A 16572-nucleotide genomic window follows, 5' to 3' on the forward strand; every position below is an offset into this window, starting at 1 on the left:
CGCCGTCGCCCGTTCGCTGTGGGTATGGCTGCCGATCTCGAGGAGAAGACCGACCGCTACGAGGGACTGCTCGCCGAGGCGCTCGATGCCGCGGACGTCGCGCCACCGGAGGGAACGCCGATGCACGACGCCGCCCTCGAGTGTGTGGAGATGGCGGCCTCCTACCTCGAGGACGGTCGCCACTTCCGGGCCGACGACGACCCGGTCAACGCGCTCGCTGCCTTCTCCTACGGCCACGCCTGGCTCGACGCCGGCGCACGCATCGGTCTGTTCGACGTGCCGACAGAGGGCCACCTGTTCACGGTCTGAGCTGCTGTGGGCCGTCCGGCTCGGGTCGTCCGTTCCGGCGGCGGTGCCGGGACGGTGTCCGTCGAAACGGTTTCTGTCGTGCGGTTTGTTATCACGGGGAACGAAAGGTTTAAAAGTCTTTCTCCCTAACTACAGGTAAGAAGCCAACGGGGAGTACTTATTACCATTACGCCCCCGGCAGGATGTGAGTCCCCAATCATGAGTGAATCACCAGTACGCACCAACACGCAGGAAAAGCCCAACGAACAGGAGGTCGAACGCGAAGAGTCTGAGCGGATAGACGTCTGCCCGGAGTGTGGCGGCAACGTCCTCACGGACGCCGAGCACGGAGAGACAGTCTGCCAGGACTGCGGCCTCGTCGTCGAGGAAGACGAGATCGACCACGGACCCGAGTGGCGGGCCTTCGACTCCGCGGAGAAGGACCGCAAGTCTCGCGTCGGCGCGCCGACGACGAATATGATGCACGACAAGGGCCTGTCGACCAACATCGGTTGGCAGAACAAGGACGCCTACGGGCGGTCGCTCTCCAGCGAGCAGCGCCAGAAGATGCAGCGCCTGCGCACCTGGAACGAGCGGTTCCGCACGCGTGACTCCAAGGAGCGCAACCTCAAACAGGCGCTGGGCGAGATCGATCGCATGGCCTCCGCGCTGGGCCTGCCACAGAGCGTCCGTGAGACGGCCAGCGTCATCTACCGCCGGGCCCTCAGCGAGGACCTGCTCCCCGGCCGGTCTATCGAGGGCGTCGCGACGTCGGCGCTGTACGCCTCGGCCCGCATGGCGAGCAACCCCCGCTCGCTCGACGAGATGGCCGTCGTCTCCCGCGTCGACAAGATGGAACTGACCCGGACCTACCGCTACATCGTCCGGGAACTCGGTCTGGAGGTCAAGCCCGCCGACCCGGAGCACTACCTGCCTCGATTCATCTCGGAGCTAGACCTCAGCGACGAGTCCGAGCGCCAGGCACGTGACCTCATCGAGAACGCGCGGGAGGCCGGCCTGCTCTCCGGGAAGTCGCCCGTGGGCCTGGCCGCGGCGGCCGTCTACGCCGCCGCACTGCTGACAAACGAGAAGGTCACCCAGAGCGAGGTCAGCGAGGTGGCCAACATCTCCGAGGTCACCATCCGAAACCGGTACAAGGAGCTGCTCGAGGCCGAGAACGTCCCTGCGTGAGCAGGCCCCGCTCGGCGCGGCTGCTCGCCGCCGCCCACGTCGCGGGCCGCAGACGGCAAACCTTTATACGGAACCCAGTGTGTGTCATTATCAGACATGGAAGAAGCGTACGTCCGACTGCTGTGCCCCGAGTGCAAGAAGGACTGGGAGTCGACGCCCAGCCAACTGCCGCCCCACACTTCCACGTTCCACTGTCCCAACTGCCACGCGAGTCGTCGGTTGGCGGAGTTCACGCGGACAGACCGCGATCTCCAGACCCTGAAGGGGTTACAGTAACTACTCGCCCGTCGGCGTTCGCGCCCCACAGGCCTCACACCGCAGAATCTCGGCCCCCTGCTCCCGCTCGAGTCGCGTGTCCGGCAGGCCACACTCCGAACACAGGACGTACCCCTGGAGGTACGTGTCGATGGCTTCGCCGATCCGGTCACTCCCGAAGGACCCGGTGAGTCGCGCGCGCCCGCTCTCGTCGATGTGACCGCTGGTCCCCATCTCCGTCTGGAGGTGTTTCATCACGTGTTCGGGGTCCCTCTCGAGGCGGTCACAGACCTGCTGGAAGTTCTCGAACACAGTGACCTTGCCCTCCTGGCGGACCTCCGGGTCGGGCACCTCGAACCGGTCGTCCGTGCCGTCGATTTCCGGCGTCTCGTCGAGCGCCTTCTCGAGCTGGTCCTCGTAGTCCATACGTGCCGTACGGTCGCTGGCAGAAAAAGTTCTTTCAAACCGCCCGTGACGCGTCACCGTGGGTCTCAGTCCCACGCCACTCAGCCCGCCGTAGCGGGGCTGAGTGTAACGATTGATGATTCTAGTAGTGTGTTAACCTTCGTCAGAGTAGTACTATAAACTTCCAGTCGTTACACCTTGGTGACCATGAAAAAGCAGGAGCTCATCCATCTGCACGGCCTGCTTGCACAGGTACAGAATCACTACGAGGCGGAGACCGGGTCCGACGTAGACCACGACGAATACGCGACACTCGGCGTCAAGCCCACATCGATCCACAAGTCGAAGACGGACCACAAGGCAGCCGTCTTCGCCCTTGTCGACGGCATCACGTCGGAGATGACCGAGGACGTGAAAGAACCCGTTTCTGCCGCTGCGGACTGAATCCCTCTCTTTCCCCGCTGAAGAGACCTGTATAGCGAGAGTCTTCTCTCCCGACGTGGGCCCGCTCGGGCCGCGTCCGGCTCACTCGTCGATGAGCTCCTCGAACTCGGGCAGGACCTCGTCGGCCGACTCGTCGCCGGCGACATCGCCGGCCGCGACCGAGGACTCCGCCTCGTCTGCCTCGTCTTCCTCCGCTTTTGCCTCGTCTTCCTCCTCGACGATCTCCTCGATCTCGACGACGTCGAGCGGGATGCTCTCGAGTCGCTGGCCGATCTCCTTGCGCGCGATTCGGGCCGCGTGCTCGTCGCGTTCGACGTTGAACACCGTCATCTCCAGCTCGAGGGCGACCAGACTCTCGTCGGCAGCGATGAACGCCGGTTCGAGCGAGTCGCCACAGTGCGGGCAGTGGCGCTCGCTCATGTTTATCTCCACGTAGTTGAGATCCGGATTCAACATCTCACCCGTCTTCGAGATGGCGATGCGGACCGCCTCGTCCGGATTCGAGACGTCGTAGACGGGGACTGCCGCCTCAACGACAACTCTACAGTCCATACAGGTATGTTTGTTGTCCTATATTATGAAGGTTGGCCCGCGATCACACACGACAGCCACGGGGCCGGTCAGCGGACCCGCCAGAGGTCGTCTCCGGGGAGGAACCGGCCGAGTTCGGCCTCCTGGCGGTAGTCTGTCTCGAGTAGGGCCTGCAGGCTCTCGACGAGCGCCGCCTCGTCGTCGTCGCTCCACTCCGCCGGGTCCTTGATCGGGAAGACGAGCCACCCGCTGCCCTTGACCTCGGTGGCGTGGAGCGCCGCCATGTCGACGTCGTCGGCCGGCTCGGCGGTCATGTTCCTGAAGACGTACTTCGTCGCCCGTTCGCCGACCGGGAGCAGGACGTGGGACGTGATGGCCCGGACCTCGGTATCGAACATCGGTTCGTGGTCCGCGTAGTCGTCCTCGGTCGGCGTCCGGTCGCCACAGAGAAAGAGATACGAGAGATAGGTCTTCTCGACGGTCGGCGGCGTCCCGGCCGCCGCCAGCAGGCCGCCGTCCACGAGCGCCCGCTGGAGCCGGTCGGCGGCTGGCGTCCCGGTGAACGGAACCCCGGACTCGTTGCCCCCGTGGACGCCGGGGTGGTCGCCGACGACGTGGAAGTCGGCGTTCGCGTCGCCGTACCCGGGCACGAACGGCTCACACGGCGGCTCGAAGCCAAACGGGTTGTGCTGCGTTGCCGTGATGTTCTTCACGAGCGGAGGCAGGGCAGGGGCGGGCAAAACTCCGACGGATTCCGTTCGGGTAACGCTTTTCTCGGATGCCCACCACGGGACCGGTATGTTCTGGTCCTGGAGCCGTGATGTCGCGTGACCCACGACGAACGCGTCGAGGACCTCCGCGAGCGGAAGGCGGAGGCGGAACGCGGGGGCGGCGAGGAACGCATCGAGGCCCAGCACGAGAAGGGCAAGCTCACCGCCCGCGAGCGCATCGACTACTTCCTCGACGACGACACCTTCGTCGAGATAGACGCCCTGCGCGAGCACCGCTCGACCAATTTCGACATGGCCGAGAAGCACGCCCCCGGCGACGGCGTCGTCGTCGGGTACGGCGAGGTCAACGGCGAGCGCGTCTACGTCTTCGCCCACGACTTCACCGTCTTCGGCGGGTCGCTCGGCGAGGCCTTCGCCCAGAAGGTCTGTAAGGTGATGGACAAGGCCATCGAGAACGGCGCGCCGATAATCGGGCTCAACGACTCGGCGGGCGCGCGCATCCAGGAGGGCATCGACTCCCTGGCCGGCTACGCCGACATCTTCCATCGCAACCAGCAAGCCAGCGGCGTCGTCCCCCAGATATCGGCAATCATGGGGCCGTGTGCCGGTGGCGCGGTCTACTCCCCAGCGATTACGGACTTCGTCTACATGGTCGAGGAGACCAGCCACATGTTCATCACGGGCCCCGACGTCATCGAGACGGTCACCGGCGAGGAGGTGGGCTTCGACGAACTCGGCGGGGCCGAGACCCACGCCAGCGAGTCCGGGGTCGCCCACTTCACCGCGGCCGACGAGAAGGCCGCGATGGACGAGATCCGCTATCTCCTCTCGTATCTCCCCCAGAACAACGTCCAGGACCCACCGAGCGTCGACCCCTGGGACGACCCCGAGCGGCGGGACGAGAGCCTGATCGAGACGGTGCCCGACGCGCCACAGAAGCCCTACGACATCGTCGACGTCGTCGAGGGCGTCGTCGACGAGGACTCCTTCTTCGAGGTGGCCGAGGCCTTCGCCCGCAACATCGTCACCGGGTTCGCCCGGCTGGACGGCCACAGCGTCGGCGTCGTGGGCAACCAGCCCCGTGTCAACGCGGGGACGCTGGACATCGACGCCTCGCGGAAGGGGGCCTGGTTCGTCCGCTTCTGTGACGCGTTCAACATCCCCATCCTCACGTTCGTCGACGTCCCCGGGTTCATGCCCGGGAAGGATCAGGAGCGAAACGCCATCATCAACCACGGCGCGAAACTGCTGTACGCCTACTCCGAGGCGACGGTCCCGCTGCTTACGGTCATCACGCGCAAGGCCTACGGCGGGGCCTACGACGTCATGGCCTCGAAGCACATCGGCGCGGACATGAACTACGCGTGGCCGACCGCCGAGATCGCCGTGATGGGGCCGAAGGGCGCGGTGAACGTCCTCTACGACGACGAACTCGCCGACGCCGACGACGTCGAGGCCCGCCGCCAGCAGCTCATCGACGAGTACCGCGACGCCTTCGCGAACCCCTACATCGCCGCCAAGCGCGGGTTCGTCGACGACGTCATCGAACCGCAGGACACCAGGCCGCGACTCATCGAAGACCTCGACCTCCTTCGAGGGAAGCGAAAGGACCAGCCCGACCGGAAACACGGGAACATCCCATTGTAATCATGGCGACAGACACAGCACCCGACGCCGTCGACACCGACATCGTCGAAGCGATAGCCGACGCGCTCCCGGACGCCTCCACGGACGAGGCGGCTGCCATCGCCGTCGCCATCGGGGCACACGTGACCGACCAGCAGCGTGCCGCGGCCGCCGCTGCCGCCGCGAGCGACGAACCGACCTGGGCGGGCAAGGAGTGGCTCTTCTCGAACCGGGTCAGGGACACCCAGAAGCGTCACGTCGAGGTCCCGGCCGACGCCCCGACAGACCCCTGGAGTGCCGCCGGGCGCGTCGACCGGATGTAACCGCCGGGTCAGCGGCCCTGTTCTGCCAGTCGCTCCGCGAGGGTCCCTGCCTCCGTGCGAACCGTGAGTTCTTCGAGCCACGTCTCCGGAAGGCTCTCCGCGCCGTACCGGGCGCCGGCGACGGCCCCCGCGACGGCGCCGACGGTGTCGGTGTCGCCGCCGTTGTTGACTGCCGTGACGATCGCCTCCTCGGCCGAGTCCGCCAGCAGGGCGTGCCCGACGCCCGCCTCGAGCGTATCGACGACGTACCCGGTCACTGGGAGCATCGTCGGGTCCGTGGCCGCCTCAGCCTCCTGTACGGCGACGGCCACGTCGGTCGGTGCCTCCCCGTCCAGTCGGTCGAGCGCCGCCGACACAGGGCTGTCCTCTCCCCGGAGGTACCCGGCGACAACCAGATTCAGCGCCGCACAGCCGTGGGTGCAGCGGGGGTCCCAGTGGGTCAGGCGCGAGGAGGTCACGCTCGTCTCGACCAGCGTCGCCGGGTCGTCGGTGTAGCGTATCGCGAGCGGCGCACACCGCATCACGCTCCCGTTGCCGGCGTTGTGTCCCTCCGGGCTCTGCGTCCAGACGTGTTTTGCGGCCCGGTCCCAGGGTTCCCCGGTCGCGACGCGAGCGAGGGCCCGCCTCGTCATCCCCCCGATCCCCGTCGGGTCCCCCTCGAACCACGTCGCGAAGCGCCGGGCGGCGTCGTCCGCGTCGAAGCCGTCGGACTCGACGATGCTCCGGGCCAGACACAGCGCCAGTTCCGTGTCGTCGGTCACCGCGCCGGCCGGCAGGTTGTGGGCCCCGCGGGCCTGCATCTCCGTCAGGCGGCCGTGTTCGCTGGCGATGCGTGACCGGGGCCACCCTTCGACCGGCCGGCCCAGCGCATCGCCACAGGCCAGGCCGAGCAACGTCCCGCGAGCGCGTGCTGTATCGTCCATAGCAATCGTCTCTACACGAGAGACGAGGCAGCGGCGACATTACAGTTCCGCCTAGTTTTATGAGGTGAGTACCGGTAAGGAGGCATATGTTCGATAAGGTACTCGTCGCTAACCGCGGGGAGATCGCGGTACGGGTCATGCGTGCCTGCGCGGAGTTGGGAATCGGGACGGTCGCCGTCTACTCCGAGGCCGACAGGCACGCCGGCCACGTCAGGTTCGCCGACGAGGCGTACAACGTCGGCCCGGCACGCGCGGCGGACTCTTATCTGGACCAGGACGCCATCGTCGACGCCGCCAAGCAGGCCGGTGCCGACGCCATCCACCCTGGCTACGGGTTCCTGGCGGAGAACGCCGACTTCGCCCGCAAGGTCGAGGCGACCGACGGCCTCACCTGGATCGGGCCGACCGGTGACGCAATGGAGGCCCTCGGCGAGAAGACCAAGGCCCGGAAGATAATGCAGTCGGCGGACGTCCCTATCGTCCCGGGGACGACAGACCCCGTCGACGACCCCACGGAGGTCGAGGCGTTCGGCGACGAGCACGGGTTCCCGGTCGCCATCAAGGCCGAGGGCGGGGGCGGCGGCCGCGGGATGAAGATCGTCCAGGGTCCAGACGAGATCGAAGACCAGCTCGAATCCGCGAAACGCGAGGGCGAGGCCTACTTCTCGAACGACTCCGTCTATCTCGAACGCTTCCTGGAGAACCCGCGCCACATCGAGGTCCAGATCATCGCCGACCACGACGGCAACGTCCGACACCTGGGCGAACGCGACTGCTCGCTCCAGCGCCGCCACCAGAAGGTCATCGAGGAGGGACCGTCCCCGGCCCTGTCGGACGACCTCCGCGAGCAGATCGGCGAGGCCGCCCGCCGGGGCGTCCGCGAGGCGGACTACTACAACGCCGGCACCGTCGAGTTCCTCGTCGAGGAGGACCCCGACCGGGACCCGGGCGAGGTGCTCGGACCGGACACGAACTTCTACTTTCTCGAGGTCAACACCCGCATCCAGGTCGAGCACTGCGTCACCGAGGAGATCACGGGCATCGACATCGTCAAGTGGCAGATCCGGGTCGCCCAGGGCGAACCGCTCGCTTTCGCCCAGGACGACGTCGAGATCGACGGCCACGCGATGGAGTTTCGCATCAACGCCGAGAACGCCGCCAAGGACTTCGCCCCCGCAAACAGCGGGTCCCTTGAGACCTACGACCCGCCGGGCGGCATCGGCGTCCGGATGGACGACGCCCTGCGCCAGGGCGACGACCTCGTGACCGACTACGACTCGATGATAGCGAAACTCATCGTCCACGGGACCGACCGCGACGAGGTCATCTCCCGCGGCCGCCGCGCGCTCGGCGAGTTCGAGGTCGAGGGCTTCCCGACGGTCATCCCCTTCCACCGCCTGATGCTCACCGACGAGAAGTTCGTCGGCGGCACCCACACGACGAAGTACCTGGACAACCACCTCGAGAAGGCCCGTATCGAGGAAGCCCAGGCGAAGTGGGGCAGCGAGACCACTGCGGACGCCGACGACGAGGAGGTCGTCGAGCGCGAGTTCACCGTCGAGGTCAACGGCAAGCGCTTCGACGTCGAACTCGAGGAACGCGGTGCCCCGCCGATCAACGTCGGCGACGTCGACGCCGGCGGCGGCCAGCGCCCCGAACGCCCGGCCGCCGGCGGCGATGGCGGCGGGTCCAGCGCCTCCAGCGCCGAGGGCGAGCAGGTCACCGCCGAGATGCAGGGGACCATCCTCGAGGTCAACGTCGAGGAGGGCGACGAGGTGGAGGCCGGCGACGTCCTCTGTGTGCTCGAGGCGATGAAGATGGAAAACGACATCGTCACCGAGCGCAGCGGCACCATCAACGAGGTGGCCATCGGCGAGGGCGAGTCCGTCGACATGGGCGACCTGCTTTTCGTCATCGGCTAACTTTTTCCTTCGGGGGTGCCCTCGCGACGCCGTCGCTGCGGGCATCCCTTCGCAAAAAGTTAGGATAAAAAGCCGCGAGCGCCGGCCGGCGCTCGCGGTGAAACCGTGCCTCGCTCCGCTCGCCACGGTACGCTGACGGCCTCCGGCCGCTTTTTATCCCCGCCTGTCGAACGCTCGGGCATGAACGAGACGCGACACGCCGTGCTGGAGGCGCTGGCGGAGGGGCCGGTCTCCGGGCCGGCGCTGGCCGAGGAGCTTGCCGTCTCCCGCGCGGCGGTCTGGAAGCACGTCGAGGGGTTGCGCGAGAGCGGCTTCGACGTCGAGAGCGGGGACGACGGGTACCGGCTGGCGTCGGTCCCCGAGTTCGGGGGCGCGGCGGTCGAGTACGGCCTCGACGCCCCCTTTACGGTCGAGTACCACGACAGCATCCCGAGCACGAACGCTCGCGCGCGAGACCTGGCGGCCGACGGGGAGCGCGACGTGGTGGTGCTGGCCGACGAACAGACCGGCGGGCGCGGGCGACTCGACCGCGCGTGGTCCTCGCCCAGCGGCGGCATCTGGCTCTCGATTCTGTTCCGACCGGACGTCCCGATGGCCCACGCACCGGTGTTCACGCTCGCGGCGGCCGTCGCGGTCACCCGTGCGGCTCGCGAGACAGGCGTCGACGCCGGCATCAAGTGGCCCAACGACGTGCTCGTCGGTGATCGAAAGCTCGTCGGGATACTCACCGAGATGGAGGGCGAGGCCGACCGTATCTCCTGGATCGTCGTCGGCGTCGGCATCAACGCCAACGTCGACCCGGCGTCGCTCCCCAGCGAGGCCGCCCCGACGAGTCTCGAGGCCGAACGCGGAAGCCCGATCGACCGGCGCCGGTTCACCCAGCGCGTCCTGGAAGAGTTCGAGGACCTCCGGCGGTCGCCCGAGGCTATCGTCGACGCCTGGCGGGAGTACGCGACGACGCTGGGCCGACGAGTCCGTGTCGAGACGTCGGACGGGACCATCGAGGGTGAAGCCGTCGACGTCAGGTTCCCGGGGTCGCTCGTGGTCGAGACGGCGGACGGCCAGGTGACCGTCGCGGCCGGTGACTGCGACCACCTCCGACCGGCCTGACTGGGGAGGACGCTGGCACCTGCTAGTTCGCGGCCCTGACCGACGAGGGTGGCTCCTCGCGCTGCTCGCCCCGCCGGACCGGCACCGTCACGACCGGCACGTGTGACTGGCGGATGACCCGCTCGGCGACGCTGCCAAGCAGGAGTCTGTCGATGCCCCCGCGACCGTGGGTCCCCATCACGATGACGTCGCAGTCGGCCTCGTCGGCGTACCGGAGAATCTCTGTCGTCGGGTCGCCCTCGACCATGTGGCCCTCGACGCCGACGCTCCCCGCGTCGTAGGCCTCCAGCTCGTCGAGGGCCAGCTCGCCCTCTTCCCTGAGCATCTGGGTGACGCCCTCCCAGGAGTTGCCGACCGGCAGCGACGCGAACCGGCCGGTGTCGACGACGTAGAGTCCCTGGACCGTGGCGCCGTGGGTCGTCGCCAGCGAGACGGCGTGTTCGATGACGTACTCCATCTCTTCGGACCCGTCGGTCGGTAGCAGTATCCGGTCGTACATGCCATAGTGTAGACAGGGTAACAGCATAGGTGTTTGGTGCCTGTTAGCACAGTCGCCTACGACTCGGGCAGGACGACCCGTTTGACGTCGCTCGTCCCCGCGCGCCGGACGACGGCCCGGACGACGTTCTGGGCGCCGGCGAGGTTGTCGGACTCGCCGTCGAGCACGGTCAGCCGCGCCGGGCGCCCCGGTTCGACGACGCCGCAGTCCAGTCCCGCGAGTTTGGCCCCGTTGACCGTCGCCATCGCCAGCACCTCGCGGGCGGTCACGTCGTACAGCTTCGCGGTGAACTCCATCTCGCGGAACATCGACGGGCTGTTGAGGAAGACGTTGTCCGTCCCGAGTGCCACCGTCGTCCGCTCGTGGAGGTCCTCGACGGGCGGGAGGCCCACGTCGGTGACGAGGTTCGAGCGGGGACAGACCGCCACCGGCACCTCGCTGTCGGCGACCCGCGTGAGATGGAGGGGTTCGGCGTGGACCATGTGCACGAGGAAGTCGGGATCCAGGTCCAGTGCCGGGTTGATGTCGCTGCTGTCGACTTCGCCAGCGTGGATGCCGAACTGCTTCCCGGCCTCCCTCGTCGCCTGCCGCTCGCTGCCGAAGTCGGCGTCGTTGGCGCCGCTGGCGCCGAACCCGTCGGCGACGTCCAGCACGTCTACGGACTCGCGACCGAGGACGACGCGCTCGAGGCGCGAGTCCTCGAGCGCCGCGGCAAGCGCCCGGACGCCCTCGACGCCACCCTCGCGGAACTCGACGAACGCGCCGGTCCCGGACTGTTCCATGTACGCGAGACTGCGCGCCATCGCCGCCACCAGGTCGCTCCGGTCGGCCTCCCGTAGCAGGCGGTGTTTCAGTCCGTCGGGCGGGGCGACCAGCTCCTCGAGTGTCAGTCCCTCGCCGGCCTCCTTCGCGATGGAGTCGCCGACGTGGGTGTGGGCGTTGACGAACGCCGGGACGACGATGTCGTCGCTGTACACCTCGGCTTCTTCGATGGCGACGATACGGCCGTCCTCGACGACGACCCGTCCCTCGACTGGATCGAACGACCGGCCACGGAGGATGGTGCCTTCGAGTATCATAGCTAGTGGTCTCCCGTCGCTCAATTAAACTCGTCGAGGGTCGCGTGGATGCCCTGTCGTACGTCCCGAACGCGCGCGCCGTCCATGTCGAGACCGAGCTCGCGGACCGCGGCCTCGCCGACCCGCTCGCTGTCGGACTCGGGCGCGTAGACGCCGAGTCGCCACTGGTCGCGCTGGGCCGCCCGTATCGCGTTGACGAGCGTCGACTGCTCGCCGAGGCGGCGGACCTCGCCGTTGATCAGAACCCGGCTCGTCGACTCCTTCATCGCCGGTTCGGCGGGGACGTCGAGGATGACCGCGTCGGGGTCGACGTTGGCCGCCTCCGCGATGGCGTGTTCCCGGGCGCGGAGGTCCCGGTAGTCCGCGGTCAGCAGTCCGTCGGGGACCGCGGAGCGTTCGGCCCACACCGACCGCTTGTAGAGGTCGCGCTCGCCCAGGCGGCGTGCGTACTCCGCGGTCTCGTCACAGCGCCGGAGCCGAACCAGGAGGTCCTTGTCGTCCCAGCGCCGCAGGTCGTCGGCCGTCCAGTTGGTCGCCGCGAGCAGGCGGTCCGTCGCGCGCCGGAGCATCGACTTCGCGATGCGTGCGACGTGGTGCTGGTAGACGGTGGGGTTCATCAGCGCCCTGGCGAGCAACAGTGACTCCGCCGTCTGGACGTTCCCCTCGTCGAGCACCAGTTCCCCGTCGACGAAGCGCAGTTCGCGGATGAGACGCTCGTGGTCGATGGTGCCGTACGGGACGCCCGTGTGGTGGGCGTCGCGCACGAGGTAATCCATCCGGTCGACGTCGAGTTCCCCGGAGACCAGCTGGCCGAGTTCGCCGTCGCCGGCGACCAGGGCCGCGACCCGGTCCGGGTTGAGGCCGTGGTCGGTCAGGACTCGGGCGACGGCCCCACGGTCCAGCAGCTCCCGGACGTCGTCGTGGTACTTCCCGGTCTCGCGGTGGACGACGGCCTCGACGTTGTGGCTGTACGGCGAGTGACCGACGTCGTGGAGCAGCGCCGCCGCACGGACGCGCTCGGCCTGTTGACCCTGGATGCCCAGCTCGGAGAGGGCCCTGTCGGCGAGGTGGTAGACCCCCAGCGAGTGCTCGAACCGCGTGTGGTTGGCTGACGGGTAGACGAGCGTCACCGTCCCCAGTTGCGTGACGTGGCGCAACCGCTGGACGGGCGGCGTCTCCAGGAGGTCCTCGGCGACGCCCTCGACCGCGATGTGGTCGTGGACGCTGTCCTTGATGGTGGTCATCTGTTCGCGCTACGGTGGCCGGTCTCAAAACGATACTGACGGCTACAGTCGCGCCACCGACGCGAGCAGGGCCGTGAGGTCCCCGGGGTCGGCGTTGCCGACCTCGATGGCGTCGCGTGGCTCACGGCCCATCTCCCTGACCGTCTCGACGGCGCGGTCCGGTCCGTAGTCGCGGTTGTACACGAGCCACGCGGCCAGTACCTGTCCGGTCCGGCCGATGCCGGCCAGGCAGTGGACGACCGTGCGCTCCTCGGCGTCCCTCGCGTCCGCGAGGAAGGGCAGAATCTCCCCGTGTAACCGCTCCTCGGACACGAGGTGGTGGTCCGGGACCGGCGCGTGACATACCTTCGACTCGCCGAAGACAGACTCGTAGCGGTCGACGTTCAGGCCGGTGGCGTCGAGTTGCCGACCGGAGAGGAGACAGCAGACGCGCTCGATACCCTGATCCTGCACGTAGTCGAGCCAGTCGTTCAGTGCCACCTCGTGGCCGGCGGCCGTGTGCCAGCCGGGTGCACAGGACCCGAAAACGTAGTCCTCGTCGGGCGCGGCGGGTGCGAACCGGTGTGGGTTCAGGCCCTGCATGACAGCGGGTATACAAGGGCTATCAGTCGACCGACTTGAATCTGTTCGCTCAGTTCTCAGGACTGATTCTCCAGTGTCGCGTCGGGTCCACCCTCGACTCCCGGACAGGGCCACGTTTATACAATCGGTTCCCCCACGTCGGCGTATGGTGACGTTCCTCGCCGGCGGGACGGGCACGCCGAAACTCCTCGCCGGCGCCGACGACGTGTTCCCGCCAGCCGAGACGACAGTCGTCGCCAACACCGGCGACGACGTCGAGCTCGGCGGCCACCTGGTCTGTCCGGACCTGGACACGGTCCTCTTCCTGGAGGGCGGCGTCCTCGACCGGGAGACGTGGTGGGGCATCGCCGACGACACGGCCGAGACACACGACGAGCTTCACCGACTCGCCGACGCCGCGGGCCTGGCCGGGGGGCCACAGTATCTGCCGGACGAGCGACAGACCGACGGTCGCGACGTCGCCGCGTGGCGCCGGTTCTCCGGCGTCGCCGAGTTCATGCACATCGGCGACCGCGACCGCGCGGTCCACGTGACCCGTACCTCCCTGCTCGATTCGGGCCACTCGCTGACCGAGGCCACCAGCCGGCTCGCCGACGCCTTCGGCCTCGAGCGGACGCTCCTGCCGATGAGCGACGACCCCGTCGCGACCATCGTCCACACCGACGACGGCCCGATGCACTTCCAGGAGTGGTGGGTCGGCCGCGACGGCGACCCGGCGGTTCGCGACGTCGAGTTCAGGGGTGCGGCGACGGCCACGCCGACCGACGCGGTCCGGACTGCACTCGAGGCACCCGTCGTCGTCGGTCCGTCGAACCCGGTCACCTCCATCGGGCCGATGGTCGCCGTCGACGGCATCGAGCGCGCGCTCGCCGACACGCCGGTCGTAGCCGTCTCGCCGTTCGTCGAGGACGAGGTGTTCTCCGGGCCGGCCGCCACGCTGATGGCCGGGACCGGCCTGGAACCGAGCACGGCGGGCGTCGCCGAGGCGTATCCCTTCGCCGACGCGTTCGTCCTTGACGAGGCAGACGGGACGGACCTCGGCCGGCCCGTCGTCCGGACCGACACGACGCTGGACACCGACGCCGACGCCGCACGGGTGGCCCGAGCCGTCGAGACGGCGCTCGGGGAGGTGGCCTGATGTTCCGCCCCCGCCTCGCGCTGGCGAGTCTCAGCGGCGAGGCCGACGCCGACTGGGCCCGCGACGGGGCCGCACACGTCGGGTGTGCGTTCCTCGGCGGTGTCTCGCTGGACGAGCCGACGCGCGCGGCCGCCCGTCGGCTCGTCGACAGGGACCGCTCGGAGTTCCTCCCGACGGACCCCGTCGCCTTCGTGGACGCCCAGCTCGGGGCGCTGGTCGACGTCCCGATCCGTCCCGCGTTCAACGTTCGGACCACGTCGCTGGCGGCGACCGAGCGCGCCGCGCAGGTCTGTGCCGACCACGACGCGATGCTCGAAGTGAACGCCCACTGCCGACAGGACGAGATGTGTGCCGCCGGCGCCGGCGAGGCACTGTTGCGACGGCCAGACCGACTGGCCGACCACGTTCGTGCGGCCAGCGACACGGGGGCTGCCGTCTCGGTGAAGGTCCGGGCCGAAGTCGACGGCGTCGACCTCCCGGCCGTGGCCGCGGCCGTCGACGACGCGGGTGGCGCCGCCATCCACGTCGACGCGATGGACGCGGAACCGGTCGTGGCCGACGTGGCCGACGCCGCCTCGCTGTTCGTCGTCGCCAACAACGGCGTGCGCGGCCGACCCTCTGCCCGGGAGTACTTCGAGTACGGGGCCGACGCGGTCAGCGTCGGCCGGGCAAGCGACGACGTGGGGGTCCTCCGGGCGGTCAGGGCCGAGGCCGAGGAGTGGGTCGGCCGGGAGGTCACCCGGTGATGGCTCGGGACGTCGCCCAGAACGCCGAGCTGGCGCTCCTGCTCGAGGTCACCGGGACGCCCAAGCCGGGCAACGTCGACCGCGAGCGCGAGTACGACGACCTCCGGTTCGAGCACTTCATGGCCGGCGCCGTGGGCGCACGGCCGGGGCTCGAACGCGCGGCGGACGGCGAGCGGGTCGGGCACGCCTTCGAACGGGCCGTCGCCGGGATGGCCCAGCAGTCGGCCGGCAACACGCAGTTCGGCGCGCTGTTGCTGCTGGCGCCGCTGGTCGCCGCCGCGAGCGACGACGCACTCTCGCCGGCGGGTGCCGACGCCGTGGTCCGGGCGACGACGGTGGCCGACGCCGCGGACTTCTACCGGGCGTTCGAGCACGTCGACGTCGCGGTCGAGGACCCGCCCGAGGGGCTGGAACCGCTCGACGTCCGGCGCGGGAGCGACGCGGTTCCCGCGCTCGAAGCGCGCGACCTCACGCTGTTCGACGTGATGGAGCGCAGCGCCCCGGTCGACGGTGTCGCTGCCGAGTGGGTCGGGGAGTTCGAGCGTGTGTTCGACGCGGCCGCGTCGGTTCTCGACGGTGACGGGCCGGTCCCGGACCGCGCCGCTCGCGCGTTCCTGGAACTGCTGGCCGACGAACCCGACACGTTCGTGGTCAAGCGCCAGGACCGGGCGACGGCCGAGGAGGTCCAGCGACGCGCGCAGGCGGTCCTCGACGGCGAGGAGGACGCGACGGACCTGGCCGATGCGTTGGTCGCGCGCGACGTCAACCCGGGGACGACGGCCGATCTGATCGCCGGGGCGCTGTTCGTCGCGCTCGAACGGGGGCTGGTCGTGTGAGCGACGACGTGCCCGACGACGCGGCGCCGTGGCCGGCCGCCCTGGCCGGCGTCACCGAGACCGTCGTGACGACTCTGGGACCGAACGACCGCTGGAACGCCGCGGCGCTCGGCGTACACGAACCCGCCGACGACGGCGTAGCGACGGCGACGACGTGGGGCCGGACCCGGACCTGGCGGAACTTCTCGGAGCGCGGCGAGGGCTACGTGCAGTTCACCCGTGACCCGGTCGACTTCGTGGAGGCCGCTCTCTCCGTGCGCGAGGAGACTGAGCCGGTGCTCGACAGCGCGGACGCGTGGGCCAGAGTGACGGTCAGCGAGCGCGAGGACGGGACCGACGCGGGCACCCAGTGGGTGACGTGGGCGCTCCGGCCCGTCGAGTCCGCAGTGTGCCGTCGCGTCGTCCCGACGACCAACCGCGGGCACGCGGCCGTCGTCGAGGCGACGGTGGCGGCGTCGCGACTCGACGTCGCTGCCTACGACCGCGAGGCGCTGCTGGACCGGTTGCGCTACTTGGAGTCCGTGGTGGAGACGGCCGGGAGCGAGCGCGAACGGACCGCATTCGAGCGACTCGAGACCCTCGTGGACGCGGAGTGGTAGTGAACAGGCGACACGACCGGCAGGCGACGTGCTGTGTCGCGCGACCGCGGAACACGCCGCCTCGGGAGGTCAGGACATGGCCCGTGCTTGCCCCGGTTTC

20 protein-coding genes are annotated in these 16572 nt (G+C 68.9%); 12 read left to right on the forward strand and 8 right to left on the reverse strand.

Annotation, left to right across the window (positions count from 1 at the left end; genetic code table 11):
* Positions 1-24: 24 nt before the first annotated feature.
* The 3 genes from P1K88_RS08985 (at position 25) to P1K88_RS08995 (ending at position 1755) form a co-directional block, all read left to right on the forward strand.
* On the forward strand, positions 25-309 hold the full coding sequence (locus P1K88_RS08985; RefSeq protein ID WP_276409849.1) for a DUF357 domain-containing protein: 285 nt from the start codon (positions 25-27) through the stop codon (positions 307-309).
* 198 nt (positions 310-507) lie between these two features.
* Complete coding sequence (locus tag P1K88_RS08990) at positions 508-1479, forward strand: transcription initiation factor IIB (RefSeq protein ID WP_276409850.1); 972 nt, start codon at positions 508-510, stop codon at positions 1477-1479.
* A 96-nt stretch (positions 1480-1575) separates the two neighbouring features.
* Positions 1576-1755: a DUF7836 family putative zinc-binding protein gene (locus P1K88_RS08995; protein WP_276409851.1), complete on the forward strand. Its 180-nt coding sequence runs from the start codon at positions 1576-1578 to the stop codon at positions 1753-1755.
* Here the strand turns inward: P1K88_RS08995 and P1K88_RS09000 are convergent, their stop codons facing one another.
* Positions 1756-2160 carry a translation initiation factor IF-2 subunit beta gene (locus tag P1K88_RS09000; RefSeq protein WP_276409852.1) on the reverse strand — a complete coding sequence of 135 codons (405 nt, stop codon included), beginning with the start codon at positions 2158-2160 and terminating at the stop codon, positions 1756-1758. It abuts the gene before it with no gap.
* Between the two features lie 186 nt (positions 2161-2346).
* Between P1K88_RS09000 and P1K88_RS09005 the strand changes: the two genes are divergently transcribed.
* A complete protein-coding gene (locus P1K88_RS09005) occupies positions 2347-2583 on the forward strand; it encodes a UPF0058 family protein (RefSeq protein WP_276409853.1) in 237 nt (78 codons plus the stop codon).
* Positions 2584-2664: 81 nt separating this feature from the next.
* Here the strand turns inward: P1K88_RS09005 and P1K88_RS09010 are convergent, their stop codons facing one another.
* Positions 2665-3135, reverse strand: coding sequence for a DUF555 domain-containing protein (locus tag P1K88_RS09010; RefSeq protein WP_276409854.1), 471 nt, complete (start codon positions 3133-3135; stop codon positions 2665-2667).
* Between the two features lie 68 nt (positions 3136-3203).
* Complete coding sequence (locus P1K88_RS09015) at positions 3204-3827, reverse strand: uracil-DNA glycosylase family protein (protein ID WP_276409855.1); 624 nt, start codon at positions 3825-3827, stop codon at positions 3204-3206.
* A 114-nt stretch (positions 3828-3941) separates the two neighbouring features.
* Between P1K88_RS09015 and P1K88_RS09020 the strand changes: the two genes are divergently transcribed.
* Together P1K88_RS09020 and P1K88_RS09025 are read left to right on the forward strand one after the other, a co-directional pair.
* On the forward strand, positions 3942-5492 hold the full coding sequence (locus tag P1K88_RS09020) for an acyl-CoA carboxylase subunit beta (RefSeq protein ID WP_276409856.1): 1551 nt from the start codon (positions 3942-3944) through the stop codon (positions 5490-5492).
* A 2-nt stretch (positions 5493-5494) separates the two neighbouring features.
* Entirely contained in the window at positions 5495-5794 is a 300-nt protein-coding gene (locus P1K88_RS09025) for a DUF8022 family protein (protein WP_276409857.1), read from the forward strand.
* A gap of 8 nt (positions 5795-5802) precedes the next feature.
* Here the strand turns inward: P1K88_RS09025 and P1K88_RS09030 are convergent, their stop codons facing one another.
* A complete protein-coding gene (locus P1K88_RS09030) occupies positions 5803-6717 on the reverse strand; it encodes an ADP-ribosylglycohydrolase family protein (protein WP_276409858.1) in 915 nt (304 codons plus the stop codon).
* A gap of 86 nt (positions 6718-6803) precedes the next feature.
* Here P1K88_RS09030 and P1K88_RS09035 point away from each other — a divergent pair, with 86 nt between their 5' ends.
* Together P1K88_RS09035 and P1K88_RS09040 are read left to right on the forward strand one after the other, a co-directional pair.
* Entirely contained in the window at positions 6804-8639 is a 1836-nt protein-coding gene (locus tag P1K88_RS09035) for an acetyl-CoA carboxylase biotin carboxylase subunit (RefSeq protein WP_276409859.1), read from the forward strand.
* 180 nt (positions 8640-8819) lie between these two features.
* Entirely contained in the window at positions 8820-9749 is a 930-nt protein-coding gene (locus P1K88_RS09040) for a biotin--[acetyl-CoA-carboxylase] ligase (RefSeq protein WP_276409860.1), read from the forward strand.
* 22 nt (positions 9750-9771) lie between these two features.
* Here the strand turns inward: P1K88_RS09040 and P1K88_RS09045 are convergent, their stop codons facing one another.
* From P1K88_RS09045 to P1K88_RS09060, 4 genes are read right to left on the reverse strand one after another with little or no spacing between them, the layout of a single operon-like run.
* Positions 9772-10248: a universal stress protein gene (locus P1K88_RS09045; protein WP_276409861.1), complete on the reverse strand. Its 477-nt coding sequence runs from the start codon at positions 10246-10248 to the stop codon at positions 9772-9774.
* A gap of 56 nt (positions 10249-10304) precedes the next feature.
* Complete coding sequence (locus P1K88_RS09050) at positions 10305-11327, reverse strand: amidohydrolase family protein (protein WP_276409862.1); 1023 nt, start codon at positions 11325-11327, stop codon at positions 10305-10307.
* A 20-nt stretch (positions 11328-11347) separates the two neighbouring features.
* Positions 11348-12571 carry an HD domain-containing protein gene (locus P1K88_RS09055; RefSeq protein ID WP_276409863.1) on the reverse strand — a complete coding sequence of 408 codons (1224 nt, stop codon included), beginning with the start codon at positions 12569-12571 and terminating at the stop codon, positions 11348-11350.
* A 42-nt stretch (positions 12572-12613) separates the two neighbouring features.
* A complete protein-coding gene (locus tag P1K88_RS09060; RefSeq protein WP_276409864.1) occupies positions 12614-13153 on the reverse strand; it encodes a protein-tyrosine phosphatase family protein in 540 nt (179 codons plus the stop codon).
* A 145-nt stretch (positions 13154-13298) separates the two neighbouring features.
* Between P1K88_RS09060 and cofD the strand changes: the two genes are divergently transcribed.
* The 4 genes from cofD to P1K88_RS09080 are packed head-to-tail and all read left to right on the forward strand — an operon-like array spanning position 13299 to position 16472.
* The gene (cofD, locus tag P1K88_RS09065; protein ID WP_276409865.1) at positions 13299-14291 is read left to right on the forward strand and encodes a 2-phospho-L-lactate transferase; all 993 of its coding nucleotides are present in this window, start codon (positions 13299-13301) and stop codon (positions 14289-14291) included.
* Complete coding sequence (locus P1K88_RS09070) at positions 14291-15037, forward strand: tRNA-dihydrouridine synthase (protein WP_276409866.1); 747 nt, start codon at positions 14291-14293, stop codon at positions 15035-15037. Before cofD ends, P1K88_RS09070 begins: the two co-directional genes overlap by 1 nt.
* On the forward strand, positions 15037-15873 hold the full coding sequence (locus P1K88_RS09075) for a triphosphoribosyl-dephospho-CoA synthase (RefSeq protein ID WP_276409867.1): 837 nt from the start codon (positions 15037-15039) through the stop codon (positions 15871-15873). Before P1K88_RS09070 ends, P1K88_RS09075 begins: the two co-directional genes overlap by 1 nt.
* Positions 15870-16472, forward strand: coding sequence for a DUF447 domain-containing protein (locus P1K88_RS09080; protein ID WP_276409868.1), 603 nt, complete (start codon positions 15870-15872; stop codon positions 16470-16472). The genes P1K88_RS09075 and P1K88_RS09080 overlap by 4 nt, the downstream gene beginning before the upstream one ends.
* Positions 16473-16572: the final 100 nt, after the last annotated feature.

The sequence above is a fragment of the Haloarcula halobia genome (assembly GCF_029338255.1).
GTDB classification, from domain to species: Archaea; Halobacteriota; Halobacteria; order Halobacteriales; family Haloarculaceae; genus Haloarcula; species Haloarcula halobia.